This window comes from Paenibacillus sp. 01T442 (assembly GCF_056398345.1).
This window is the reverse complement of the sequence record NZ_JBFTPF010000014.1, coordinates 74,163-98,636: the sequence shown is the minus strand read 5'-3', so window position 1 is coordinate 98,636 and position 24,474 is coordinate 74,163. Positions and strand designations below refer to the sequence as shown.

General features: G+C 43.9%; 26 protein-coding genes. 18 read left to right on the top strand and 8 right to left on the bottom strand.

The genetic code is table 11. From position 1 onward, the window contains the following. Positions 1 to 161: 161 nt before the first annotated feature. Both AC1DLM_RS14050 and AC1DLM_RS14045 read right to left on the bottom strand, forming a co-directional pair. Entirely contained in the window at positions 162 to 848 is a 687-nt protein-coding gene (locus AC1DLM_RS14050) for a class I SAM-dependent methyltransferase (protein WP_477570315.1), read from the bottom strand. An 81-nt stretch (positions 849 to 929) separates the two neighbouring features. After that, positions 930 to 1,979, bottom strand: coding sequence for a MerR family transcriptional regulator (locus tag AC1DLM_RS14045; protein ID WP_477570314.1), 1,050 nt, complete (start codon positions 1,977 to 1,979; stop codon positions 930 to 932). A 158-nt stretch (positions 1,980 to 2,137) separates the two neighbouring features. Here AC1DLM_RS14045 and AC1DLM_RS14040 point away from each other — a divergent pair, with 158 nt between their 5' ends. Then, positions 2,138 to 2,818, top strand: a complete 681-nt coding sequence (locus AC1DLM_RS14040; protein WP_441988658.1) for a glycoside hydrolase family 73 protein — start codon at positions 2,138 to 2,140, stop codon at positions 2,816 to 2,818. A gap of 42 nt (positions 2,819 to 2,860) precedes the next feature. On the opposite strand, the gene AC1DLM_RS14035 is transcribed toward AC1DLM_RS14040, so the two are convergent. Continuing rightward, entirely contained in the window at positions 2,861 to 3,022 is a 162-nt protein-coding gene (locus AC1DLM_RS14035; protein ID WP_068664416.1) for a mechanosensitive ion channel protein MscL, read from the bottom strand. 261 nt (positions 3,023 to 3,283) lie between these two features. Between AC1DLM_RS14035 and sda the strand changes: the two genes are divergently transcribed. Next, on the top strand, positions 3,284 to 3,529 hold the full coding sequence (sda, locus tag AC1DLM_RS14030) for a sporulation histidine kinase inhibitor Sda (protein ID WP_216855846.1): 246 nt from the start codon (positions 3,284 to 3,286) through the stop codon (positions 3,527 to 3,529). Between the two features lie 38 nt (positions 3,530 to 3,567). After that, on the top strand, positions 3,568 to 3,768 hold the full coding sequence (locus AC1DLM_RS14025) for a hypothetical protein (protein ID WP_441988660.1): 201 nt from the start codon (positions 3,568 to 3,570) through the stop codon (positions 3,766 to 3,768). A gap of 61 nt (positions 3,769 to 3,829) precedes the next feature. Here the strand turns inward: AC1DLM_RS14025 and AC1DLM_RS14020 are convergent, their stop codons facing one another. Continuing rightward, positions 3,830 to 4,831: an NAD(P)/FAD-dependent oxidoreductase gene (locus tag AC1DLM_RS14020; RefSeq protein WP_441988661.1), complete on the bottom strand. Its 1,002-nt coding sequence runs from the start codon at positions 4,829 to 4,831 to the stop codon at positions 3,830 to 3,832. Positions 4,832 to 5,223: 392 nt separating this feature from the next. Between AC1DLM_RS14020 and AC1DLM_RS14015 the strand changes: the two genes are divergently transcribed. Both AC1DLM_RS14015 and AC1DLM_RS14010 read left to right on the top strand, forming a co-directional pair. Next, positions 5,224 to 6,414 carry an NAD(P)/FAD-dependent oxidoreductase gene (locus AC1DLM_RS14015; RefSeq protein WP_477570313.1) on the top strand — a complete coding sequence of 397 codons (1,191 nt, stop codon included), beginning with the start codon at positions 5,224 to 5,226 and terminating at the stop codon, positions 6,412 to 6,414. A gap of 27 nt (positions 6,415 to 6,441) precedes the next feature. Next, the gene (locus AC1DLM_RS14010) at positions 6,442 to 6,723 is read left to right on the top strand and encodes a hypothetical protein (protein ID WP_441988662.1); all 282 of its coding nucleotides are present in this window, start codon (positions 6,442 to 6,444) and stop codon (positions 6,721 to 6,723) included. A gap of 100 nt (positions 6,724 to 6,823) precedes the next feature. Here AC1DLM_RS14010 and hemQ read toward each other — a convergent pair whose 3' ends face one another. Then, entirely contained in the window at positions 6,824 to 7,570 is a 747-nt protein-coding gene (gene hemQ, locus AC1DLM_RS14005; protein ID WP_441988663.1) for a hydrogen peroxide-dependent heme synthase, read from the bottom strand. A 210-nt stretch (positions 7,571 to 7,780) separates the two neighbouring features. Here hemQ and AC1DLM_RS14000 point away from each other — a divergent pair, with 210 nt between their 5' ends. The 4 genes from AC1DLM_RS14000 (at position 7,781) to dnaI (ending at position 11,739) form a co-directional block, all read left to right on the top strand. Then, positions 7,781 to 8,065 (top strand): YuiB family protein, encoded by a 285-nt coding sequence (locus tag AC1DLM_RS14000; RefSeq protein WP_056613601.1) that lies wholly within the window; start codon positions 7,781 to 7,783, stop codon positions 8,063 to 8,065. A 68-nt stretch (positions 8,066 to 8,133) separates the two neighbouring features. Further along, on the top strand, positions 8,134 to 9,030 hold the full coding sequence (locus tag AC1DLM_RS13995; RefSeq protein ID WP_441988664.1) for an alpha/beta fold hydrolase: 897 nt from the start codon (positions 8,134 to 8,136) through the stop codon (positions 9,028 to 9,030). Between the two features lie 207 nt (positions 9,031 to 9,237). Continuing rightward, positions 9,238 to 10,731, top strand: coding sequence for a replication initiation and membrane attachment family protein (locus AC1DLM_RS13990; RefSeq protein ID WP_477570312.1), 1,494 nt, complete (start codon positions 9,238 to 9,240; stop codon positions 10,729 to 10,731). A 54-nt stretch (positions 10,732 to 10,785) separates the two neighbouring features. Then, positions 10,786 to 11,739 carry a primosomal protein DnaI gene (dnaI, locus tag AC1DLM_RS13985; RefSeq protein WP_441988738.1) on the top strand — a complete coding sequence of 318 codons (954 nt, stop codon included), beginning with the start codon at positions 10,786 to 10,788 and terminating at the stop codon, positions 11,737 to 11,739. Positions 11,740 to 12,064: 325 nt separating this feature from the next. Here dnaI and AC1DLM_RS13980 read toward each other — a convergent pair whose 3' ends face one another. After that, entirely contained in the window at positions 12,065 to 12,205 is a 141-nt protein-coding gene (locus AC1DLM_RS13980) for a YqzM family protein (protein ID WP_171631927.1), read from the bottom strand. Between the two features lie 210 nt (positions 12,206 to 12,415). On the opposite strand from AC1DLM_RS13980, the gene AC1DLM_RS13975 reads away from it, so the two are divergent. From AC1DLM_RS13975 to uvrC, 3 genes are all read left to right on the top strand, one after another. After that, positions 12,416 to 12,799: a MerR family transcriptional regulator gene (locus AC1DLM_RS13975; RefSeq protein WP_056613610.1), complete on the top strand. Its 384-nt coding sequence runs from the start codon at positions 12,416 to 12,418 to the stop codon at positions 12,797 to 12,799. A gap of 159 nt (positions 12,800 to 12,958) precedes the next feature. Beyond that, positions 12,959 to 13,273, top strand: coding sequence for a thioredoxin (gene trxA / locus AC1DLM_RS13970; RefSeq protein WP_056613612.1), 315 nt, complete (start codon positions 12,959 to 12,961; stop codon positions 13,271 to 13,273). 116 nt (positions 13,274 to 13,389) lie between these two features. Then, the gene (gene uvrC / locus AC1DLM_RS13965) at positions 13,390 to 15,288 is read left to right on the top strand and encodes an excinuclease ABC subunit UvrC (protein WP_441988666.1); all 1,899 of its coding nucleotides are present in this window, start codon (positions 13,390 to 13,392) and stop codon (positions 15,286 to 15,288) included. On the opposite strand, the gene AC1DLM_RS13960 is transcribed toward uvrC, so the two are convergent. Further along, positions 15,248 to 16,888 carry a CPBP family intramembrane glutamic endopeptidase gene (locus AC1DLM_RS13960; protein WP_441988667.1) on the bottom strand — a complete coding sequence of 547 codons (1,641 nt, stop codon included), beginning with the start codon at positions 16,886 to 16,888 and terminating at the stop codon, positions 15,248 to 15,250. The two genes, uvrC and AC1DLM_RS13960, sit on opposite strands and share 41 nt — an antisense overlap. Positions 16,889 to 17,099: 211 nt before the next feature. On the opposite strand from AC1DLM_RS13960, the gene AC1DLM_RS13955 reads away from it, so the two are divergent. Genes AC1DLM_RS13955 through AC1DLM_RS13945 form a run of 3 tightly spaced genes read left to right on the top strand, consistent with a single transcriptional unit; the run spans position 17,100 to position 19,940 of the window. Continuing rightward, the gene (locus AC1DLM_RS13955; protein ID WP_441988668.1) at positions 17,100 to 18,452 is read left to right on the top strand and encodes a TrkH family potassium uptake protein; all 1,353 of its coding nucleotides are present in this window, start codon (positions 17,100 to 17,102) and stop codon (positions 18,450 to 18,452) included. Between the two features lie 12 nt (positions 18,453 to 18,464). Beyond that, on the top strand, positions 18,465 to 19,127 hold the full coding sequence (locus tag AC1DLM_RS13950; protein WP_477570311.1) for a potassium channel family protein: 663 nt from the start codon (positions 18,465 to 18,467) through the stop codon (positions 19,125 to 19,127). A 57-nt stretch (positions 19,128 to 19,184) separates the two neighbouring features. Further along, a complete protein-coding gene (locus AC1DLM_RS13945) occupies positions 19,185 to 19,940 on the top strand; it encodes a response regulator transcription factor (protein ID WP_441988670.1) in 756 nt (251 codons plus the stop codon). A 14-nt stretch (positions 19,941 to 19,954) separates the two neighbouring features. On the opposite strand, the gene AC1DLM_RS13940 is transcribed toward AC1DLM_RS13945, so the two are convergent. Further along, complete coding sequence (locus AC1DLM_RS13940; RefSeq protein WP_441988671.1) at positions 19,955 to 20,851, bottom strand: LysR family transcriptional regulator; 897 nt, start codon at positions 20,849 to 20,851, stop codon at positions 19,955 to 19,957. A gap of 270 nt (positions 20,852 to 21,121) precedes the next feature. Between AC1DLM_RS13940 and AC1DLM_RS13935 the strand changes: the two genes are divergently transcribed. From AC1DLM_RS13935 to sdhB, 3 genes are read left to right on the top strand one after another with little or no spacing between them, the layout of a single operon-like run. Continuing rightward, the gene (locus AC1DLM_RS13935; protein ID WP_477570400.1) at positions 21,122 to 21,778 is read left to right on the top strand and encodes a succinate dehydrogenase cytochrome b558 subunit; all 657 of its coding nucleotides are present in this window, start codon (positions 21,122 to 21,124) and stop codon (positions 21,776 to 21,778) included. A 16-nt stretch (positions 21,779 to 21,794) separates the two neighbouring features. Then, positions 21,795 to 23,558, top strand: coding sequence for a succinate dehydrogenase flavoprotein subunit (gene sdhA, locus AC1DLM_RS13930; protein ID WP_441988672.1), 1,764 nt, complete (start codon positions 21,795 to 21,797; stop codon positions 23,556 to 23,558). Between the two features lie 2 nt (positions 23,559 to 23,560). After that, a complete protein-coding gene (gene sdhB / locus AC1DLM_RS13925; protein ID WP_056613628.1) occupies positions 23,561 to 24,325 on the top strand; it encodes a succinate dehydrogenase iron-sulfur subunit in 765 nt (254 codons plus the stop codon). The last annotated feature ends 149 nt before the right edge of the window (positions 24,326 to 24,474 follow it).

Here is a 24,474-nt window from a genome sequence, read left to right as displayed (position 1 = left end):
TGAGCATCCAAGGGGAACGACAGTGCCCTATTTTGGCCAGAAACACCAAAGTCCTCGGAAATAAGGGAAATAGCGAATCTTCGTTCCTCTTGGTATATATTTCAAGTGATTTCGGCGAAATAGCGCATCTACGTTCCCTTTTCAAAGTAAACCAACGACACTTACACCGTTAACCACCAAACACCCGCACATTCAGGCAACACACTCAACTGCTCACTAACAACCTTGTTAGCTATCGCGTCGCCAAAGAAAAATCGCGTAAGCATCTCGGCCTCATCTACGCTCTCAAACGTATAATCGGTCCGTATCCACGTATGAGAAAAACCATACTCGGATTCAAGCAGCCTATAATAATTCATCAAGAAGTCAGGCGGATGGGGTGTTTCGGAGCCGGTTCCGAAGTTCTCGATAATAATGACCGTACCGCCTGGCCGCAGAACTCTTCTGATTTCGCCTATAATTTGGTGAATATTGGCTTCCCATTGATCGACATCCGAATTTCCAAGGTAGCAAATACTCCAACCGGATACGATTAAATCTGCACTGTGACTGGCGGCAGGTAAATGCCTATGGTCAGTAACTTGTGTTCGCCAATTGTGCAACTCAGCTTTCCCAAGATGATCTGCGGTAATTCGCAGCATAGATTCAGATTCATCTAAAGCTACAATGGACTTTGCTTGTGGAGCGAGAATACGGGTTAATCTTCCAGCACYGGCTCCCATGTCGATAATGTCTAGACCTTCAACGGGGATGATGGTTTGAATGGTTTCATATAAGCTTGCTTGTTTGGAAACGAGTCGTTCATACATGTCTGCTTGATTGGCATAAATGTCTGCATGATTAGGCATGTGGTAATCTCCTCCTTAGGGGTATGTTAAACAATGTCATCATAATGTGTAACGTAAGGAGAAGGTCAAGACATCGTTTTTTTAGGGTTGAATGGGAACTGCATAGACGATATATAGCAAATCGTTGAGTTTCGTATGTTTGGTAATATAACCATTTTCGTCAAACCAAGTTAGCAGGGAAGAGCAGATGGCATAATGCTGATCTTGCAGGGTTGTGAGTAGATCTGTTCGCCCGCTCGCTGTACATTCGTGCATGTATTGTTCCTTGGCTGATTCATTTTCGAACATTAAATCCGCTATGCAAATTCTGCCGTGAGACTTGAGTACGCGGCGCATTTCATCTAGAGCCAGCAATTGCTGTTCGTTCGTAATATGGTGAAAGGCAAACGATGTAACGACAAAATCGAATTGGTTATCCATGTAGGGAATGGCCAAGAAATTCCCGAGTTTCATATCCATTTGCGGATGTTTACTTTGACATTGCTTGATCATTTCTTTGGACTGGTCTACGCCAGCCATGTGAATGCCCTTTTGCAGAAATCGCCTTGCTAAATTACCTGTGCCTGTCCCAAGATCGAGCCCTTTCTCCCCAACCCTCGGTTTTACCCATTGAAGTGTTAGATCGAGAACTTCCTCGTATCCTTTATACTCGTGGTCATTATGTAAAACCCGTTCATCATGAGTCAAGGCTTGTTGATCAAAGTTCCATGTATCCTTCCAACTTTTGCGCATTTCTCGAAGCCGTTTAGAACCTTCCGCGAGTGTGAAAATATCATCGATCGGAAGTGAGTTGTTCTGTTTCAGAAGATCAATCATGGTATCCGTCGTTTCAATGATTTGCTTGAACTCCAGCCATTTAGCAAAAACAACAGACCGTTGTATTTCTAAATAGTATTGAAGCTGCTCTTTATCATCGGCATCAACTTCTTGTAAGGCTTTTTGAATATCGGCAACAGACATACCGGATTCACGAAGCGAAATAATCGTTTGCAGCCGCCATATTTCTTTTTCTGTAAATGTCCTATATGAATTATTTTCCTGTTTAGACGGTGAAATAAGCCCTTTATCTTCATAAAAGCGGATGGCTCTTGGAGAAATATTCAATTTGTTTGCAACATCTTTAATTTGCATGCTTTCACCCTTTCTCTCACTTTAAATAAACATTAACGTAAGGGAAAAGTAAAGTTGCAAATAGCGTGGACTAGCTAGATAGGAGTCGTCCCTCATTACCAAATTGTGGAATATACTATGATGATAGTACTAGTCTTTGTTTGAAAGGAGGGAGTCAAATGGCAACTAGAAAGGATTTCATCGATCTCGTTGCACCGATTGCTTTGAAGCTTCGTTTAGAAGGCTCGCCAATTTTCCCTTCTGTTCGAATTGCACAAGCAATACTAGAAACTGGGAGTAAAATAAACGCTTGGAATAACTTGGTTGGATATAAAGTTGGAAATGGCGCACTAACGCCTTATTGGCAAGGCGATCGTGTATCTGTAAGCACATGGGAATTCATAAATGAGAATCACGTGTTTGATGTACCGGGGGATTTTCGGGCATACGGCTCCATTGAGGATGGATTTCGGGATCAAGATTTATTATTTCAAGCTGCGCGTTATTCGGCAGTTCGGTCAGCAAGCATTCCACAAACTCAAACAGCTGCACTACAGAAGAGTGGATACGCGACTGACCCTGCCTATCCAAGTAAATTGAATGCAATTATAGCGACGGAAGGGTTAATCTTCTTCGATGAGGAGGTCATACGGATGTTAGAGAACTTACAAGCCCAGATTTCAGAATTAACAAGTAGAGTGCACTCACTCGAAGAACAGGCCGCTTTGACGATCGTGCCAACATGGGCCAAGTCAGCCGTTGATGCGGCAGTTAAGGCTGGCTTGATCGACACACCTGAGAAAGGAAGCTATGATTTCTATCGCTTATTAACTGTGTTACATCGCAAGGGCATTATTTAAATGTGGAAGAAATCATAGGGGCCGAAAGGGGTATTGATGAGGTTAGTAAACCATTCGGCCTTTAATTCTTACGTTTTCACCATATTTGGCTTGCATCAACTTCGTTTGTTCCTGCATATAGGCATAAATTTCTTTCAAACGGTTCTTGCGAGGTTTGATTGTTTCTTTAATTTCTCCATTTAACACGATATCGTAAACGATCATACTCATTCAGCTCCTTAGATTTGTTTGATTTGTTGTTCTACTATCATTGTAGACGATGAATATTAACGGACGATTAAAATTTCTTTTCAATTTTGTGAAATAGATGAAGGTTATGTTAAATAAACGTTAAAAATACCTAAATTAGTGATCATTTTTTTTTATCAGCAATTTACAAGTTTTGGATGTGTATAAGTTTATGCACAGTATCCCCCTATACTTTGATAGCCCTTATGGTACATATTAACAATTTACCCACAGGATATGCACACTTATCTGTGGATAACGGAACGCTTGTTCTATCAAAAACCCCATGATACTATTAGTTTAAATTATAGAATATGGGTGATTTCAGTGAGACAAATTAGCGATGAGACATTGATCGACTCTTATTACAAGGCACTAGATTTACGATTAGAATCGGATTTTCTTGAACTATTGCTCGCGGAAATACAGAGACGCAAATTAAAACTATCCGTGTTGGTTAAGGACGAGGCACCACTTAATTAAAAATTCAACTCAGCACGTATTTGCAAGGTAAAGCTAGAATGACAGTCGGGGCAATTCAAGAGGTGAAGGCAGAGCTCTGGCTCATCGCCTTCCTGGTTAATCAAGGAAGTGTTTATCTCGTAAGGCGAATAAGGACCGAGCAAGTCACTCAGCTTACCATGGTCACACATACGCTGCGAGCACACAGGACAGTAGGTCTGCAATTCTTGCATGCCGTTACAAACTGGACATATAGATGACAAAGGGGTATTCCTCCTTATCCGTAGATTAGGTTAGAATACCCCTTTTCATTTCTAAACATTATAATTTCATGTTCGAACTATGTCCTGGTGAAAGCTTGGCACTTGGGTCAATGTAAACTTTGGCATTGTTAATTGCCGTAGGTGCTTCACCGAACCCAACAGCAATCAATTTCAATTTACCAGGGTATGTCGTAATATCGCCAGCAGCGAAGATACCCGGGATCGTTGTTTCCATACGGGAATCAACAACGATTGAGCCGTTTTCGATGTCAAGACCCCATTCAGAAATCGGTCCAAGAGAGGATACGAAGCCGAAGTTGATAATAACGGCATCGACATCGTGGATGCTTTCTTCGCCGGATTTAATATTTTTAAGTGTAATTTGCTCGATACGATCTGTTCCGTGAAGTTTTGTGATCTCAGTGGGTGTAACAATATTAACCTTCGAATTCATTAAGTTCTCTACATTGTGCTCATGCGCACGGAATTTATCTCGACGGTGGATCAAGGTTACTTGCTCAGCAATCGGCTCAAGCATCAATGCCCAGTCAACTGCGGAATCACCTCCACCGCTAATAAGTACTTTTTGACCGGCAAATGCATACAGGTCACTTACGAAGTAATGTAAATTTTTCTTTTCGAATTGCGCTGCTTCCGGTAATTCAAGACGGCGCGGCTCGAATGCGCCAACACCACCCGAAATGATAACAGCATGGCTTAGGTGTACACCTTTGTCTGTTGTAATTTCAAAAAGACGTTCTTCTTTCTTAACGACATTATGTACTTTTTCTTCCAAACAAATATGAATAGGAAAGTGTTTCATTTGAGCATATAAGTTATTTACAAGCTCTTGAGCTGTAATTTTTGGGAAGCCTGCAACGTCATAAATGTATTTTTCCGGATAAAGAGCTGCAAGTTGACCACCAAGTTGTGGCATGCTTTCAATGATTTTCACAGATGCTTGACGCATCCCTGCATAAAATGATGCGAACATGCCAGCAGGGCCGCCGCCAATTACGATAATATCAACGATGTCTTGACTGGTTTCTCTTTCGTTCATGATAGAACCTCCGATCAAACCCATAGTGTAACACAGTGATAATCATACTAATTATAAACGTCCCTTTTATTGAAGGAAACAGAAAATTATAAATTTCACATATAAATTGCTTATAGATAGGATAAGTAAATGCTTACATGGATTGGATAGGCTAAAACGCCTAGAATACAAGATTTTTTATGCAAAATGACACTTGATATTTACTTATGAAAATTATATCATATCATGAGAATCGGTTTACCATGTTGTGACGAATTTCCACCTGTTTTATCATAATTCACTTCGAAAGCGTGCAAACTAGTAGCAGTATACTACTTTTGAAGCTGTTTGTGTAATTTTTCACAAGATAGAGAGACCATGGGACAAAATACGGATATGGAAGTGAGAGAGACATGAGTAGAATACCAAGAATCGTTATATTAGGAGCCGGTTACGGCGGAATCCTTGCTGCAATTCGGTTGCAGAAGGAATTGAACTACAACGAAGCTGATGTTACGCTTGTTAACAAGCATGACTATCACTACATTACAACACATCTCCACATGCCTGCTGCCGGGACAGATAATCCTGAAAATGCACGCGTGAACATTTTGAAATTGATTGATGAATTTAAAGTTGATTTCGTGAAATCGACAGTTACGCAAATTCGTCCACATGAGAAAAAAGTTATTTTGGAAGACGGAACACTTTCCTACGACTACCTAGTAATCGGACTTGGTGGCGAAGCGGAAACTTTCGGAATTCCTGGTCTGAAAGAAAATGCGCTGAATATTCGCAGTATTAATAGTGTTCGTTTTATTCGTGAGCACATTGAATATCAATTCGCGAAGTTTAAGCGTGAACCAGACCGCAAAGATTACCTAACTTTCGTTATTGGTGGCGCTGGATTTACGGGTATTGAATTCATCGGTGAACTTGCTGATCGTATCCCTCTTCTATGCAAAGAGTTCGATGTGGATCCTTCCMTTGTGAAGATTTATAATATTGAAGCTGCGCCAACAGCATTGCCAGGTTTCGATCCTGAGCTTGTTGAGTACGCGATGAAAGTTCTTACGGACAAAGGTATTACTTTCAAAATTGGTACAGCCATTAAAGAATGTACGCCAGAAGGCGTTCTGATTGCTGGCGATGAGTTCATCAAAGCTGCAACAGTTGTGTGGACAGGCGGTATCCGCGGAAACCATATGCTAGACGAAGCCGGCTTCGAAACGATGCGCGGTAGAATTAAAGTTAACGAGCACCTTCATGCTCCAGGCTTTGATAATATTTATGTTGTGGGTGACTGTTCCATCGTGATGAATGATGAAGGCAGACCATATCCACCAACAGCACAAATTGCGATGCAACAAGGTGAAGCTGTAGCTCACAACTTGATCGCGTCAATTCGCGGATCGCAGATGAAAACTTTCAAATACTCGAACAAAGGTACAGTAGCTTCCCTTGGTAAAGGTCAAGCGATCGGTATCGTAGGTTCCCGTAAATTGAAAGGGAATGTTGCTGCTATGATGAAAAAAGTGGTTGATATGAGATACCTTTACATTATTGGCGGAATTCCACTAGTTATACGTAAAGGCCGTTTCTAGTCAAGGAACGCTAACGGGGGGATTGCCATGCGACACTGTAGTGTCCAAGTAAGAGGACTTCTTACCCGGGATGAACTGGATCGTTACAATGCCTTGATCGAAGTCGGTCACTTCTTAGAGATTGAGAAACGTTACGATCATGTCGCTGTTGTCCAAAAGGAAATTGATATCCTCATTCTTCCTGCGATTGAACGTCTGAAGGAAAAGAGCCGTCAGCGTGACCGTGATACTGAAGCGTATCTAGCACGTAAAACTCAGATGGAAGCTGAATTAGCAGCTGCTCTGCGTGACGACGAGGATGAAGAATAGATACCAAAGAAGCATTGCTCTATATGAGGGCAGTGCTTCTTTTTTCTATGTAAAATCAACAAAAAAGAGCAGAGAACCGAAGTCCTTTGCTCTTAAGTCATTATATTTGAATGAATGACGCGAATTTCTCAGGAAGCATAACGTTCCCAACGTAGAAATCTCCGAACTCACCGAAACGTGCGCTGACTTCGTCAAAACGCATTTCGTACACGAGCTTTTTGAAATGAAGAGGATCATCTGAGAATAGTGTAACGCCCCATTCCCAATCATCCAATCCAACAGAGCCTGTAATGATTTGTTTTACTTTACCAGCGTATGTACGACCGATCATACCATGACTGCGCATCATCGTTTTACGATCTTCTGCAGGAACCATGTACCAGTTGTCATTGCCTTCACGACGCTTGTTCATCGGGTAGAAACAAATATGCTTGGATTTCGGAAGAATCGGCTTCAAACGAGCTTGAAGCTCAGGATCTTGTGCAGGATCAACACCTGGCTTCGCCAGGTAACTGCTCAATTCTACGATGGAGACGTAGGAATAAACGGGTATAGTAAAAGCAGCAAAGCTAGACTTGTTAAAAGCAGTTTCAAGCTCATTCAGCTCTTCCAATGTTTCACGCAGTTGCATGAAAACGAAGTCAGCCTTCTGGCCCACGATGCTATAAACGGCAGTACTGCCTAGTTTATCGTTCTCAATTTGTTGCCACTGGGACAAGAAGGATTGCAGCTCGTCCGCTGCATGCTTACGTTCTTGTGGGGTTGCAGCATGCCATGCATTCCAATCCATTAGACGGAAATCATGGAGCGCATACCAGCCTTCCAGCGTTTGTACGGCTTCACTCATTTTTTTTCCTCCATTCAAGGGCTAATATCCCCTACATTGTATCCAATTCATGGAGAAAGGGCAAATGCATGGAGGGGTGAAGTATAGGAAATGTCCAATTAATTGTTCAATTTGTGTACACTTTACCTGTACCTTTCCGTAGATTACAATAATAAGAGCTATAGAGGCCAAAACTAGGAAGTGCTTCTACATATATAAGGGGGAACTATCGTGCTGCAAATGGTTATCGCCACGGTCTTAATGATGGTGTTATTCTTTGGGATCGGCTTTATTCTGAACATGCTAATGAAAACAACGTGGTTTCCACTTTACGCGTTCATTGCTTTAGTGATTGGGATTATCATCTATGGATACATGGGGAATTCTTCCTTTATGTCAAGTGACGAGAGTTTCACCATTGTTGACGTGATTCCGGCAATCGGCGGCTTAGTCGGTGCAATTTTGAGCGGTTCGGCGATTAAAGCACTGCGTATTCGCGGTTTCAAAATGTTCTAATATTACTGGGGCAATTGGGTCAGGCTAAGAGAAGTTACTTAAAGTCACTTACGGGGGAGACACGATCCGTGCCTTGGGCGAATGTGAATGGAACATCACTGCATTATGAGATAACGGGACCAGAATGGGGCGCACCTATAGTCTTTATTCATCCTCCGCTGCTAACCTTAGAAGCGTTCAGGTATCAGAAAGAACAACTAGGCGCCCATTTCCGAGTCATTACATTTGACATTAGAGGTCATGGCGGAAGTGCGAGTTCGAAGCAGTCACTAAGTTATCAACTGATTTCGCAAGACATGATAGGGCTTCTTGATTTCTTAGGGATCGAGGATGCCTTTCTTTGCGGTTACTCAACGGGAGGAACGGTCGCCTTGGAGGCACTGCTTACGCATCCCCATCGATGGGTGGGGGGGATTGTCGTCAGTGGCATGTCAGAATTGACAGATACGTACAATCGAATCAGAATTTGGCTTGCGATACGAATGGCGAATCCAAGTCGAATTATGAATTTTTTGATTAGAGCGATTACGTATGGCAATGCCGATAAAAAGACAACGTATCAGGCGTTAAAAGACCATGCTTTGCAAGATAAAGCAGACAATGTAAGATCCTATTTCGAGCAATCCTTGCGTTACAACTGTACAAATAGTCTCTCAGAGATTAAGCAGCCCGTCTTATTGATCTATGGTGAAAAAGACGTTGACTTCCATCCCTATGCTCAAATTCTCCATACGGGGATACCGCATAGCTCTCTTTTTTTCATCAAAGATGCGAAGCATCCTGTACCGATTCAAAGCGCTGCACGCATGAATGACATTATTCATCTATGGGTGGACAGCCTCCAGAAGAAGGAACAGAAGGAACGTTGGAAACTCGATCTAACTATCGCACAGAAGCTTAATCCTCAAATGTATGGGAATGTACACGAGTATTCGAGTGATGATGAGTCCCCAGTTTATACGTAAGAATAATGACGCCAAAATGAAGATTCCATTGCTAGTCAAATTGCGATGGAATCTTTTTCTTGCCCGAAAGGTAAAATTATCTTTTCTCTTGTAGATACCAAGATTGTCGATTTTTGTGGTAGACTAATAGAGAGAGACTGAGACATGGGATAGCTAGATTATGAGCGATCTTTCAGTCGAGCTRAGGCAGGATGGTGCTGTAACGGGATGAGAATGACGAATATGCTGCATTTCACCGAGAATCACAGGTTTTGCGTGAACCGTGAATTTTCTTTGAGCAGTTTAGACTATAAAATGCTAGCGATGATGTATCAACCGATGATAGGCGGTTTGGCCATAAGCTTCTATCAAGCACTCTATCAGCAGATGAGTGCAGAGAAAGTGGGCTTTTCGCCGATGGAGCAGCAACGCAAGTTGTTTCTTCTGCTAGATCTCGAACAGAATGAGCGAGGTCGAAAGTATATTATTGAACAATCCTCCAAGCTAGAGGCGATTGGTCTTCTTCAGACGACTCGCAAGTTTGTACCCGAGGAAGAAGACTATGTTTTCGTCTATACGCTGTTCGCGCCTTTAGGGCCGAATGAGTTTTTCCGAAACCAGCATTTAACGCTGCTGCTGCGCGACAAGGTTGGGAAGTTCATGCTGCTTTCGCTGCGTGAAGATCTGCTCTCACCTGAACCAGAGGAGTGTCGTGAGGCGGTCGAGGAGAACTTGTCGGTTCCTTTTTATGAGTTATTCCGCCTGAACACACAGGTTGTGGACTATGAGCTGGAACAAGCCCTCTATGAGGCGTCTGCAAGCAAGCAAGGGGAAGCACGGATGGACGTGACGACCAAAGGCTTCAAGTATGCGGATATCATCATGAGGTTCCCGCGTGGAGCGAGTAACCGCGTGTTCGTTGAAGCGCTGAAGCACAAGCCGGAGCATATGGTTGCCATTAATATTGTGGCGAAGAAGTACAATCTGTCCCTGCAAGAAACGTGCCGCTTGCTTGATGAGGATGGCGTGTTCACCGAAGAAGGTGACCTTGTCATGGATCTCATGCAATATAATGCGAATTTGTTCTACAGACAGAGCAAGAAGCGGGATGAGGAACKGGAACGTACGATTACGAAATCTGAGGATGAAGTGGAAACTTCGGAAGAGCAGTCCGTTGAGATGGCTTATTATTTAGAAGTACCTCAGCAACTGCGCGGCGAATGCACGGATCATCAGTACAACTACATCATGCGAAATGAGCCATACACGGCTGTGTTGAAAATGTTTTTCACACAGGGTTCGATACCTGATGGCGTACTTAATATTTTCGAGAAAATCGATTTGAACTATAAATTAAAAGAAGAAGTTATTAATGTGTTGATTCACTTCTTGCATATTGATCGGCGTTCTTGGGCCAAATCTTCGATTGAGGCTGTAGCATCCGATATGCTAGGCAAGCAGATTAATTCGTATGAGCATGCCGTTGAATATGTACGTGAGAAAATCAATTACAAGCAGAAAGCTGCTTCTAAAGTGGAATCTGCGAAAGCTGGCGGAGGCTCTGCTACGCGTGGACGTCAGGGCAAGACACAGAAGCCTCATATCCCTATTGTATTGCCTGATACGGGGACTACAGCGTCTACTAGGCTGTCTGCAGAGGAGCTAGAGGCGGCAAGACGGATGGCGCAGAAGCTGGATGAGCGTTTTAACCGAAAAAGTTAGTAAGTGGCTTATCTACGGACTGAACGATGGAACTGTTAGGAGGTGCCGAATATGATGGAGTCCTTATCGCATTTACTCAAATCATTGCCGGATACAGAATGGAAAAGAAAAGCTGAATTGAAAATTCAAGGCGTTCTTGCGGATCCTTTGATTGCTAAATTTCGTCAGAAGTATCCTTTTGTGGATGATTATGCGATTAAAATAAATATGAATAAGCTGTATCAGCATGTTTCGGAATTTAAAACTTGCTCAAATTGCCCGGGTCTTGAGAACTGTCCGAATGATATGACAGGACATTATACAATTCTTACAGCCGAATCGGTGGACGGGCAAACGCCTTTTATTCATGAGGAGAAGGTAGCTTGCAAGAAGTTTATTGCCAAAGGCCAGCAGGACGCCATCTCCAGCCGAATCCGCACGTTTCACGTGGACCCACGAATGATTTCGCGTAGTTTCTCCTTTGGAGATATCTTGGAGACGGATCTCGATCGTGCGAAAGCGGTAATGCAAATTAACGACTATGTGAGTTTAACCATTGAAGAAGGTCTTCAGACGCGTGGGCTATATTTATCTGGATCGTTCGGTACAGGGAAAACGTTCTTGATGGGTTACATGCTGCATCAGCTAGCGAAGGTCGGTATGACAGGTGCCATCGTCTATATGCCAGACTTTGCTGAGGACTTGAAAGGGATGTTCCAAGAACCTTATAAGCTCAAGGAGACGATTGACCTTCTCAAGGAAACGGATTTGCTCGTATTTGACGATATTGGGGCAGAGAATTTGAACCCTTGGCTGAGAGATCATGTTATTGGCGCTATCGTGAATCATCGGATGAATCGCAAACCAACGTTCTTTACTTCGAATTATGCGCTATCTGGTTTGGAGAAGCATTTCAGCTTCACGAACAAAGACGGCGACGAGGAGTACAAGGGGCAACGAATCATGGATCGGATACGACCATTCGTTGATGTGGTTGAGGTAACGGGGACGAACAAGCGTGGAAAATAAAGCGAAAGAAAACCTAGCCGAAGATGGCTAGGTTTTTGTGTTACAATTGCGGTTACTTGCTATAAAGCATGCAAGTATCATGTAAGCATGCAAGCGCCACGGATTTGGAGAATAACTGGATTTCCTCCATCTAAATGAGCCCTTGTAGCAGCTTTTGATGGATTAGTTGTATTTCCTACATTTATTTTTCAACATTTTAGTCAATTCTTCAAAAATCCACCAAATTAACTGTAGTTTATACAGCTAATGACTAAGGCAGCGCAAGAAAAAGAAAAAAGCCACTTCGCAATTGCCTGCAAAGCGGCTTTAACTTTTGATGTTTCGTTTACTTCATCACTTGGATGACGGTAGCAATGACTGCAATGACGAACAATGCGCCAAAGAATGCGCCAAAACCTATGCCTACATCCATGAAATCATTACGCGGTTCTTCGTACACGTGATGCTCAGGGTGTTGATTGCTCATGTGGTTACCCCCTAACGTCCGACATTCGTATTTGTAAGCCTAGTATACCCAAATTCGTCGAAAGTTGTAAAGCTAATCAAAGTGACAATTGTGCAAACAATCGCAATATAGAGCGAAATGGGTAAAATACTTCTTGACTCTGACATTAGTGTTATGGTTTACAATAAAGACATCCCTCCAAGCATGTGGGAATAGAAAGAAGTGACGTCCATGCGGATTAGTGAGTTATCCAAGCTTACCGGAGCAAGTATTCGGTCCTTGCGCTACTACGAAGCCAAAGGGCTGATCGCAACACAACGTGAAGAGAATGGCTATCGGGTCTACAATCAAATGGTTGTTGAACGCGTTAAGACCATTCAGTTTTACTTGAGTCTCGGCTTTACGACGGAGCAGATTGAAAGCTTTCTGAACTGTGTGATGAAGAATCAAGAATCACAGTGTGATGATTTGCTGCCTCTGTACACCGAGAAGCTGCAAGAAATCGAGAAACAAATGGAGATGCTGCAACTGCTCCAAGCGAATCTCAAAGACCGTATATCCTATATTGAGGAACAGCGACGCCAAGGGCTGCCTGTTGGATTACCCTCGATATAGACCAAAGGATACCCCGTTTGCTAACTTATGGCTTGGTTGAAAAGGCATATGAGTGTGGTATACTTTGTATGTTGACGTGATGCGAAGCAAGTTAAGTGACGAACTTAATCTTACTTTTCACCTTATAAATCAAATTCATTCTTAGAAGGAGGAACTATCATGGCAATCGTGAATGTTTCTGACAACAGTTTTAAAGCAGAAGTTGAAGGAGAAGGTACAGTACTTGTAGACTTCTGGGCACCTTGGTGCGGACCTTGTAAAATGATCGCTCCTGTATTGGAAGAGCTAGATAAAGAAGTTGAATCTTTGAAAATCGCAAAAGTAAACGTGGATGACAACCCGGAATCCGCTGCTCGCTTTGGCGTTATGAGTATCCCTACGCTAATCGTTTTCAAAGATGGTCAACCCGTTGATAAAGTGGTTGGTTTCCAATCCAAAGACGCGTTGAAAAACGTTGTTTCACGTCATCAATAAGATCTAACCGTTACAAACTAGAAACAATTGTTCGTGAGAAAAAGCTCTTTTTCTGCTATGCTGAGAAAGAGCTTTTTTTTCATTCGCGATGATTTTTTCTGGAAGGAGATTTAGGTATGACTGAGTTTGAGCAAGAGGACGCAGACGTCCGCGAACAGAGCCTAGAAACGATTAGGCACAAGCTATCTTTACTCCCGGATAAGCCGGGCTGTTATATTATGAAGAACCATCAAGGCACAATTATTTATGTAGGCAAGGCTAAAGTGTTGAAAAATCGTGTGCGTTCCTATTTCACGGGGAGTCACAGTGCCAAAACGCAAAAGTTAGTCAGCGAAATTCGCGACTTTGAATATATTATTACTTCCTCTAATATGGAGGCACTTATCCTCGAGTGTAATCTGATTAAGCAGCATCATCCGCGGTATAACGTACTTCTTAAGGATGATAAGACGTTTCCTTATATCAAAATTACACACGAAGAGCAGCCGCGTCTAGAAGTCACGCGGCGGGTGTACAAGGATAAGGGGAAGTATTTCGGCCCTTATCCGAATGCATTCGCGGCCCAGCAGACGAAGAAGCTGCTGGATCGGTTGTATCCACTGCGCAAGTGCAAGACCATGCCCGATAAAGTATGCCTATACTATCATATGGGGCAATGTCTTGCGCCCTGCGCACTAGAGGTATCCGCGGAAACGAATGAGCGGATGGTGCAAGAGATCAGCCGTTTCCTGAACGGGGGACACGACGTCATTAAGGAAGAGCTGACGACCAAGATGTTGGCGGCAGCTGAAGAATTGAACTTCGAGCGCGCGAAGGAGCTGCGCGATCACATCATGAGCATCGACGCGCTCATGGAGAAGCAGAAGATCACGACGGCCGACGCGCTGGACCGCGATGTCTTCGGCTATGCCGTCGACAAGGGCTGGATGGCGGTGCACATCCAGTACATGCGCCAAGGCAAGCTCATCGAACGGCACGTCTCGCTCTTCCCTTACTACGGCGATGAGTACAACGATTTCATGACGTATGTCACACAGGTGTACAGCGACAATCCAGCATTGCCGAAGGAGATCTTCCTGCCCACGATGCCAGAGCCAGAAGCTCAGCAAGAGGCATTGGGGGATGGGGTAAGACGCACCGAGGCTGACGAGAAAGAGATTCGCGAAGCCTTGGAAGGTTGGCTCAAGGTGAAAGTGCACATGCCGCAGCGCGGGCTGAAGAAGCAAATGGTCGATATGGCCAGAGACAACGCGGTGAACGCTTTGGATGAGAAGTTCCGACTTGTTGAACGCGACGAGCGTCGTACAACGAAGGCTGTCGAGAACCTCGGTGAGTGGCTGGGCATTGGCACGATTCGCCGAATTGAGGCATTCGATAACTCGAACATCCAAGGGACGAATCCCGTGTCGGCCATGGTTGTATTCGTGGATGGGAAGCCAGATCGCAAGGAATACCGTAAATATAAAGTGAAGACGGTCGTTGGACCAGATGATTATGAAACGATGCGGGAAGTCATCAGACGGCGCTATGAGCGTGTTCTGAAGGACAATCTCACAATGCCTGATTTGATTGTTGTCGATGGGGGGAAAGGGCAAATCTCAGCTGCCATAGACATTCTGGAGAATGAACTAGGCTTATATATTCCGATTTGCGGGCTTGTGAAGGATGCCAAGCATAAAACAGCCCAGCTGATGATTGGTGATCCTGCCGAAATTGTTCCACTGCCGCGTGACAGCCAAGAGTTTTATTTGCTGCAGCGTATTCAAGACGAAGTCCATCGCTTCGCCATCACGTTTCACCGGGAAACGCGGGCCAAGTCGATGGTCGTCTCACAGCTCGATGCCATTCCAGGCATCGGTGAGAAGCGCCGTAAGGCGCTGCTGAAGCATTTTGGCTCCGTGCGCAAAATAAAAGAGGCCGAAGTCACAGACTTCAAGCCTCTAGGTATTGGTGAAAAATTAGCGAGTGACATTATCAAAGCACTTCAAGGCGAGGCGGCGGCTCCCCAGGAATAGGGGGCTTTCGCCTTTTTCCATGCAGCCAAGCTAAGCCAAGCCCAACGAGTCCAGGGAGTGCAAGATAGAGAATGCCAGCGAGTACATCGCTGATGTGGCCTAAGGAGAAGAGGGACAGCCCCATCAGAATGCTATCCATACAAGCATGGACGAATATCGCGGTGATGAATCCATATTTCAGGAACACATATCCGAGAATGATACCGATAATGGTGACCTCGATTAGTCGGGTGTAGACGGGATAGATCGGATATTGCGTATGACTTGCTGCCCAGATCACACTCGGGAGTAAGATGGCGATGAAATTGTTGCGGAACAGTTTTTTGAAAAGGATAATGCCTAGGAAGCGGAAAGTAGCTTCTTCCGAAATAGCAGCAACCCACGCCATAAGCGGGAATAATTGAGGCTTGAGCATATTGAGTACCGAATCGGCAGGGTCATTGACCGACCACACATCGAATTTCACTTCACCTGTGTAAAATAAGACCTGCTGGATACCTAAGATAAAGAGTGCGAGTAAATAGCCACGACCCATTCCATCGTACACCTCTTGGCCAAACTTGTCTTCTTTCCAGGCAGTCCATTTATTAAGACTAATGGATTTCCACAATCCAATACCGGCGACTAAAGAAAGATAGAGCGATATCCCAAGTAGGATAGTGACGACACTCATGAATACAATGGTAAACCAAACGGCTTCACTACTGTTCGTATCCCCACTCATAACTCGAAAAGCTGGATACATATTCACATTGTTCATGATATAAATCACGAAGAAGATCGTAGTTAATAACAAACCCCTGCTGAATTTGATAAGTTTCCTATATATAATGGCAAAAACAATCGCAGCAAGCGTCATCAACAGCGTGAAGCCCATGGAAATCCAGGTCATGCGTGAAGCGGAATCATCTTGTTGGGTAAGCCAATTCAGGTGAGAATCAGGCAGCCCAAAGCTTACATTGAAACCGGTGAGATTCGTTTGATCGAAGTTTACTTGAACGTTTAGCTTTGCTTCACCGATGGGTTGCGTGCGTTTTTCGTATTGAAGCGTCATTTGCTCTTCAGGATAATCATTACTTGCATGGTCGAGTTGGCTGAAGTCCTCCGGATCAAAGCCCATTTGACGAATCTCCAGCTTCGCTAATGTATCTGCTTTGGTTTTACTCATGAGCGACGTTGACTTCGTTTTCGTCATGGCCAGATTTTCGTGCCAGCCGATGATGCTTGAATTCGTATAATTGACATCAACTTCAAACTGACGTTTGGTAGTGGCATCCTTGACGCTGACTTGATAATAATCAATGGGGAACTTTTCGCCATATTGCTTCGTATAAGCTTCTAGTAAATGTTCCTTTTGAAAGTAGCCGCTTCGTTCTTTTTTAGATTGATAGACGACATAGGTTTGTGGGTTATGCAGCTCATAACGCTGACGAATGAAGGCTGCCGCACTATCGGCTGCTTGCTGCTTCGTGATCGAGGGCATATCCGCTACGGCAGGTTCCTCATCACGCAGTCCATACAACATCGAAACCCCGAGGTAAAGGAACATGCCAATACAAGCCAAGAGGAGCAGGAAACGATTAAATTTCAGCCTTTGCATAGTCAATTCCCTTCTGAATTCACGATTCTCAATCATTTCTTTACGTTATCATAGTTTAAAAAGAAAGCCAATTTGCTGGTAAACATTCGGAAACAATTATATAATACCTTTTGAATTGCTACTTGGTGGAATTTCTACAAATGAACGGGGAACTCTATCGGTATATCCAAATGGAATTTAACTTATTTACTTACATAATGCAGGAGGCGCAATGAATAAAAAACTGAATATTTGGCAGCTTACACCTCCGCAGATCCTAGTTTTAGGTTTCGCTGTTATCATTTTCATAGGAGCGGGACTATTGACGTTGCCACTCTCATCGGCGACAGGACATTCCATACCTTTTATTGATGCCTTTTTTACGGCAGTCTCTGCGACTTGTGTAACAGGGCTTGTTGTTGTGGATACCGGAAGTGCATATACGATGTTTGGGCAGATAGTTATTGTGTCTTTGATTCAAGTTGGCGGGCTTGGATTTATGACAATGGCGACATTAGTCGCTTTTGCTTTTCGTAAAAAAATTACTTTAAAAGAAAGGTTAGTCTTACAAGAAGCTTTCAACCAAGGCAGTATGGAAGGTATTGTCCGTTTGATCCGTAAAGTTATTATCTATTCCCTGTCCATTGAAGCCATTGCTGCTGTTATCTTTACAATTCGGTTTTCTTTCGATTTTGGCTTTACTAGAGGTCTCTATTACGGCATCTGGCATGCTGTCTCCATGTTTAACAATGCGGGCTTTGATTTGTTCGGTACTGTGGATGCACCTTTTGTTTCTCTAACCGGATATGTCGGTGATTTTGTTGTTAATTTTGTTGCAATGATGCTGATTATTCTTGGAGGGATTGGATTTATTGTCATCTCCGATCTAATGGAATTTCGTAATAAGAGAAAGCTTTCTTTGCATTCAAAGGTCGTTCTAAGCATGAGCGGTTTACTCTTGTTAGTAGGTGCAGTTGGTATTTTTATATTCGAGTTTACAAATATCAGAACCCTAGGTTCATTAGATTTTGGCGCAAAAGTATTAGGATCMTTTTTTCAATCTGTAACAGCTCGAACGGCAGGGGCCAACACCGTGGACATTGGTGCGCTTCGTCAAGCTTCCCAATTTCTGCTCATCATTCTTATGTTTATTGGAGCTTCGCCAGGTTCAACTGGTGGTGGGATCAAGACAACTACGTTTACCATTCTGATTAGTGCAATCATCACGATGGTTCGTGGAAAAGAAGATATCGTCATTTATCGCTATCGCTTAGCGAAGGATCGTATTCTCAAAGCAATTACGTTATCCATGATGGCTTTATTCTTAGTCATTATCGTAACAATGATTTTATCCACGACGCAAGATTCATCATTTATCAAAATTTTGTTTGAAGTCACATCCGCATTTGGAACAGTAGGCCTTTCGATGGGATTGACACCAGAATTAACAACGTTTGGGAAAGTGCTTATCTGTATAACGATGTTTGCTGGACGACTTGGTACAATTACACTTGCTTATGCCTTACAGCCAAAGCAGGAAAAAGAATTATTTAGATACCCTGAGGGGAAAATTACGATTGGATAGGTGTAAAACAAGATGAAGAAGAAGCAATACGTTGTGGTAGGATTAGGCAGATTCGGGTCAAGTCTTTCTAGAGAACTTATGAAACTTGGTCATGAAGTTTTGGGGATTGATCTGGACGAGGAAGTCGTGAACGACATGAGTGATGAACTAACACATTCTGTTGTCGCGGACGCAACGGATGAAGATGTACTGAAATCGTTAGGTATTCGAAATTTCGATTGTGCTGTCATCGCCATCGGGGATGATATTCAATCCAGCATTTTGACAGCGATCGTAATGAAAGATTTGGGTGTAAGTCAAGTCGTTGCCAAAGCATTATCCGAGCTTCATGGAAAGGTGCTGACGAAATTAGGTGTCGATCGCGTCGTTTACCMGGAACGGGATATGGGCATTCGCGTGGCGCATCAATTGGTGACCCCTAATCTATTGGATTATATTGAAATTTCCAAAGACTACACAATTGTAGAGCTTTCAGTGCCAAAGCGGTTGTGCGGGTATACGATTCAACAGTTGGATCCACGAGCTAAATATGGCTGCAGTGTTGTGGCGATCAATAAGCAGACAGGGGTTATCATTGCGCCGCAAGCAGGTGATGTTGTGAATGAAAATGATATCATGGTGATCATCGGAACCAACAACCAAATTAATGAGTTTGAAAGTCAAGTTATCGGCTGATCCGAACACATACCAAGTCCTGCAGCAAGGGAATTTTCATATGAAGGTGGACAACGCATGTATAAGGTACTCATGATCGAAGATGATGCGATGATCGGTGATATGGTAACGTTGTATTTGAAGGAAGAGGGCTTCCATGTTATCCGAGAGGAGAATGGGACGAGTGGGATTGCCGCCATACCGCAATTTCAACCTGATCTGATTCTGCTGGATTTGGTGCTGCCAGATATGGACGGGCTAGCGATTTGTCGCCAAGTTCGTGAGACCTCAAGTGTGCCGATCATGATAATTTCTATGAAGAATAAAATCGTTGAACGCGTCAACGCCCTAGGAGCGGGCGCAGATGACTTCATGTGCAAGCCATTTAGTATGCATGAATTGATTGCGAGAGCTCATGCGCTTATTCGCCGCGCTCAGAGATATCCAACCATGAATCAGTTTCCTGTGGCACAGTCGATACAAAAAGTACAGGAAGAAGTAAAACCGGCTAATCCAACTGTACTTGCGGCTATCATGGACAAGCAGGACAAGATAACACTGAATACGAACACACGTTCCATGAGTGTGTATGGTGAGATTGTTGAGACAACGTATTCGGAATTCGAAATTATGAGATGCTTTATTAACAACCCGGGTCGCGTGTACAGTCGTGAAGATCTATTGCAAACCGTGCGTGGATTTGATTCTTTCGTGACTGACAGGGCTATTGATGTACATATTGCAAATCTTCGGAAGAAGATCGAAGACAACCCCAAAGAGCCGAAATGGATTCGAACCGTTTGGGGTGTTGGATATAAATTTGTGCACATGTAAGTGTATGGTTCGGGCTAGCGGTGTTTAGCAAAATAGTTGATTGCCTGGGCGACGAATTTCATGGATTCCGCATTATCTGCCGAGTGATCGGAGTAGATGAGTGAGGTTGTTCGTTTCGTTTGTTCCAATTCTTGGAGTTCTCTTAAAATTAGTTCATTATTCTGAATTAAATCTTCACGTAAATAGGATTTGGGCAATAAGGTTGCCGTCTTACAGGTAGAGACGAGCCGAATGATCGCTTCGAAGGAATCGATCTCCATTTGAACATTAGGGAATATCGTGAAACGATTGAATAGCTCGTCCATCAGAATGCGATACCACGTACCTTTGGAAAAGAGGATCATCGGCAAATCATTCAAATCCTTCATCGTAATCTCCGCACGATCGATCAAGGGATGTCCGGATGGGAGCACCAAGCTGAGATGGTCGTCGAACAAAGGCTCACAGTGTAGGCTTGTCGCATTAATTTGAGAGGCAACGATGCCGATATCTACTTTGTTGTCTTTCACCAGGGAGACAATTTCATGTGTTTTGCCGGTAAGAAGCTTGATATCTGTGAGTGGATAGTCACGTAAATAATCCGTGATGAGATCCGGCAGCGTAGACTGGAGTGTTGTTAGAGAGGCTCCAATGGTAAGTGATGACAGGCTGCCCGCGGCTTTGTAACTATGAAGAGCTTGCTTGAATTTCCGCTCCAGATGGCGTTTCTCTAAGGCATGGTCATAACAAATTTGCCCCGCTTTCGTTAACTCCAGTCTTTTCCCCTTTCGGATAAAAAGCTCCACGCCAAGCTCATCTTCTAGCTTCATAATTTTTCGCGATAGGGCAGGCTGTGAAATGTTTAACAATTGTGACGCTTTATTAAGGCTGACTTGTTCGACTACGATGGCGAAGACTTCTAAAAGCTCCAAACGTTTCCCTCATCTCTATATGTGAAATAGTTATAAGTAGATATAAAAAAACGGCACTTCCATTATAAGCGCGAAAGAGGTACGATGTACATGTCACAAATTATCTATATTTCGTGGACCTTTGTGTATAATCATTGACTGAATTGGCAAAATAGGCGTGGATGATTATGGGTTGACGCTCGTTTGCGGCGAGAGTACAATGATATGTGGCTTGTTTTGTCAAAACTTGTCGGATGTTTATTGAATTTTGTTGAGGGGGGAATTGGTTACATTATGAGTAATTCGTATTACTTTCGAAAGATCCACTCGTTACTAGGTGTCATTCCGGTGGGCTTCTTCCTTATTGAGCATTTGCTCACTAACTATGAAGCTACGAAAGGGCCTGAAGCCTTCGTGGATCAAATTAACTGGTTGAACGGTTTGCCGTTAGTATTGCTCATGGAAATCGTGGGGATCTGGCTTCCGCTTCTTTATCATGCCGTTTATGGACTTTATGTAGCGTACCAATCACGTAATAACGTATCAAGCTACGGGTATTTCCGTAATACGATGTTTATGTTGCAACGTGTGACAGGGGTACTTACTTTCTTGTTCATTGCATGGCATCTATTCGAGACTCGTGTTCAGGTTGCTTTAGGCAATGTGGCACATGAAGAACTTGGTAGAACGATGCATGATATTGCAACGAATCCAGTTATTTTCACGTTATATCTAGTTGGGATTGTTTCTGCAACATTCCATTTCACGAACGGCCTATGGTCATTCCTAGTGAGCTGGGGTATTACAATTGGACCGCGTGCGCAACGCTTTTCGACAATCATTACAATGGGCTTGTTCGTTCTAATGACGGTGATGTTTATCATGTCATTAACTGCGTTTACAGGTACAGAATTTTCAGTTCCAGTAGAAGCGCATACGKGGCATTAAGGGAGGGTGAACAGAAGTGGCTAATTCAAAAATCATCGTCGTCGGCGGAGGCCTTGCGGGACTCATGGCGACAATTAAAGCAGCAGAGGCCGGAGTACATGTACAATTGTTCTCCTTAGTTCCTGTGAAACGTTCCCACTCCGTATGTGCGCAAGGCGGCATTAACGGTGCGGTGAATACGAAGGGTGAAGGTGACTCCACGTGGGAGCACTTTGACGATACAGTATACGGGGGAGATTTCTTAGCGAATCAACCTCCTGTTAAAGCATTATGCGACGCAGCTCCAGGCATTATTCATTTGATGGACCGGATGGGCGTTATGTTTAACCGTACACCAGAAGGTTTGCTTGATTTCCGTCGTTTCGGTGGTACCAAATATCACCGTACAGCGTTCGCAGGAGCAACAACGGGTCAACAATTGCTGTATGCGCTCGACGAACAAGTTCGTCGTTGGGAAACAGCGGGTCTCGTAACGAAATTCGAACACTGGGAATTCCTGGGTTCGGTTATTGATGACGAAGGCGTATGCCGTGGTATCGCAGCACAAGATTTGCGCAGCATGGAAATTCAAACGTTCCCAGCTGATGCGGTTATCTTGGCAACAGGCGGTCCTGGTATCATTTTCGGCAAAACAACGAATTCCGTTATTAACACAGGTACGGCAGCAAGTGCGGTTTACCAACAAGGTGTGAAATACGCGAATGGTGAAATGATTCAAATTCACCCGACGGCGATTCCGGGAGACGACAAGCTGCGCTTGATGTCCGAATCAGCACGTGGTGAGGGTGGACGTATTTGGACTTACAAAGACGGTAAGCCTTGGTACTTCCTTGAAGAGAAATATCCAGCCTACGGTAACCTTGTGCCTCGTGATATTGCAACGCGTGAGATTTTCTCCGTGTGTATGGATCAGAAGCTTGGTATTAATGGCGAGAACATGGTTTACTTGGATCTTTCTCATAAAGACCCGAAAGAGCTTGATATTAAGCTCGGCGGTATTATGGAAATTTACGAGAAGTTCATGGGTGATGACCCGCGTAAAATTCCAATGAAAATTTTCCCAGCGGTTCATTATTCCATGGGCGGCATGTGGGTTGACTATAACATGATGACGAACATTCCAGGCCTATTCGCAGCAGGTGAGTGTGAGTATCAGCATCACGGTGCAAACCGTTTGGGCGCGAACTCTCTCGTTTCCGCGATTTATGACGGCATGGTTTCTGGTCCTAAAGCGGTTGAGTATATTCGCGGCTTATCCAAGCATGCGGATGATACGTCCTCCATCATTTATGATCGTGAGAAGAAACGCCATCAAGATCGTTATGAGAGCTTGCTCAAAATGAACAACGGTACGGAAAATGCGTACGTGCTTCATAAAGAGCTTGGCGACATGATGAATGCTAATATGACGGTTGTTCGTTACAACGATCGTTTGACTGAAACGATTGGCAAGATCAAGGATTTGAAAGAGCGTTACAACAACATCAACATCACAGATACGGCACGTTGGAACAACCAAGGAGTTGCGTTCACGCGCCAACTTTGGAACATGTTCGAGCTTGCAGAAGCGATGACAGTTGGTGCGTTGATGCGTGATGAGAGTCGTGGCGCGCATTACAAGCCTGAATTCCCAGAGCGTGATGATGATAACTTCATGAAAACGACAATCGCAGACTGGACGCCAGATGGTCCTAAGATTTCGTATGATGAAATTGATGTATCGTTGATTAAACCTCGTAAACGTGACTACTCCACGGAGAAGAAAAAGGAGGGATCCTGATCATGGCGGAGACACTAAGCGCAACGAAAACAGTGAAGTTTATCGTGACTCGTCAAGAGAGTCCGGATTCCAAACCGTACACAGAGGAGTTTGAAGTTCCTTACCGCGCGAACATGAACGTGATCAGCGGTTTGATGGAAGTTCAGCGTAATCCTAAGAATGCGAATGGCGACAAAACAACACCAGTTTGTTGGGAATCCAACTGTCTGGAAGAAGTATGTGGCGCTTGTTCCATGGTTATCAATGGGAAGCCGCGTCAAGCTTGTTCCGCGCTTGTAGATAAGCTGGAGCAGCCGATTCGTGTAGCACCAATGAGCACATTCCCTGTTATGCGTGACCTTGTTATCGACCGTGGACGCATGTTCAACGCGTTGAAAAAGGTTAAAGCATGGGTACCAATCGACGGAACCTACGATCTTGGTCCTGGACCGCGTATGGCTGAGTCGAAGCGTCAATGGGCTTATGAGTTGTCCAAATGTATGACATGCGGCGTGTGTCTGGAAGCTTGTCCGAACGTAAACGACAAAAACTCGTTTATCGGGCCTTCCGCACTTTCCCAAGTTCGTCTATTCAATGCTCACCCAACGGGTGAGATGAACAAAGACGAGCGTTTGGATACGCTGATGACAGACGGCGGTATCGAAGGCTGCGGTAACTCGCAGAACTGCGTACGCTCCTGTCCGAAGGGTATTCCGCTTACGACGTCAATCGCAGCTTTGAATGCGGACACGACGAAGCACTTGTTCAAGAAATGGTTAGGCGTGTAAGCGACGCTGACTGATAGAAAGGCCTAGCACCTCTGGTGCTGGGCCTTTTTTTGGTTTTTCGGGAGTACTTCCGATAACTAGAAGTACTGTGCAATTTGTAATTGCATCGTGGAAGAAAAAAGGGAAATACTACTTGCAGGTGAGAGCTA

Bases quoted from the DNA above. Each gene is read 5' to 3' on its own strand.
- AC1DLM_RS14045 (WP_477570314.1), bottom strand. From the start codon at position 1,979: ATGCAAATTAAAGATGTTGCAAACAAATTGAATATTTCTCCAAGAGCC.
- AC1DLM_RS14040 (WP_441988658.1), top strand. From the start codon at position 2,138: ATGGCAACTAGAAAGGATTTCATCGATCTCGTTGCACCGATTGCTTTG.
- AC1DLM_RS14035 (WP_068664416.1), bottom strand. From the start codon at position 3,022: ATGATCGTTTACGATATCGTGTTAAATGGAGAAATTAAAGAAACAATC.
- sda (WP_216855846.1), top strand. From the start codon at position 3,284: ATGCACACTTATCTGTGGATAACGGAACGCTTGTTCTATCAAAAACCC.
- AC1DLM_RS14025 (WP_441988660.1), top strand. From the start codon at position 3,568: ATGACAGTCGGGGCAATTCAAGAGGTGAAGGCAGAGCTCTGGCTCATC.
- AC1DLM_RS14020 (WP_441988661.1), bottom strand. From the start codon at position 4,831: ATGAACGAAAGAGAAACCAGTCAAGACATCGTTGATATTATCGTAATT.
- AC1DLM_RS14010 (WP_441988662.1), top strand. From the start codon at position 6,442: ATGCGACACTGTAGTGTCCAAGTAAGAGGACTTCTTACCCGGGATGAA.
- hemQ (WP_441988663.1), bottom strand. From the start codon at position 7,570: ATGAGTGAAGCCGTACAAACGCTGGAAGGCTGGTATGCGCTCCATGAT.
- dnaI (WP_441988738.1), top strand. From the start codon at position 10,786: ATGGAGTCCTTATCGCATTTACTCAAATCATTGCCGGATACAGAATGG.
- AC1DLM_RS13980 (WP_171631927.1), bottom strand. From the start codon at position 12,205: ATGAGCAATCAACACCCTGAGCATCACGTGTACGAAGAACCGCGTAAT.
- AC1DLM_RS13975 (WP_056613610.1), top strand. From the start codon at position 12,416: ATGCGGATTAGTGAGTTATCCAAGCTTACCGGAGCAAGTATTCGGTCC.
- trxA (WP_056613612.1), top strand. From the start codon at position 12,959: ATGGCAATCGTGAATGTTTCTGACAACAGTTTTAAAGCAGAAGTTGAA.
- uvrC (WP_441988666.1), top strand. From the start codon at position 13,390: ATGACTGAGTTTGAGCAAGAGGACGCAGACGTCCGCGAACAGAGCCTA.
- AC1DLM_RS13960 (WP_441988667.1), bottom strand. From the start codon at position 16,888: ATGCAAAGGCTGAAATTTAATCGTTTCCTGCTCCTCTTGGCTTGTATT.
- AC1DLM_RS13945 (WP_441988670.1), top strand. From the start codon at position 19,185: ATGTATAAGGTACTCATGATCGAAGATGATGCGATGATCGGTGATATG.
- sdhB (WP_056613628.1), top strand. From the start codon at position 23,561: ATGGCGGAGACACTAAGCGCAACGAAAACAGTGAAGTTTATCGTGACT.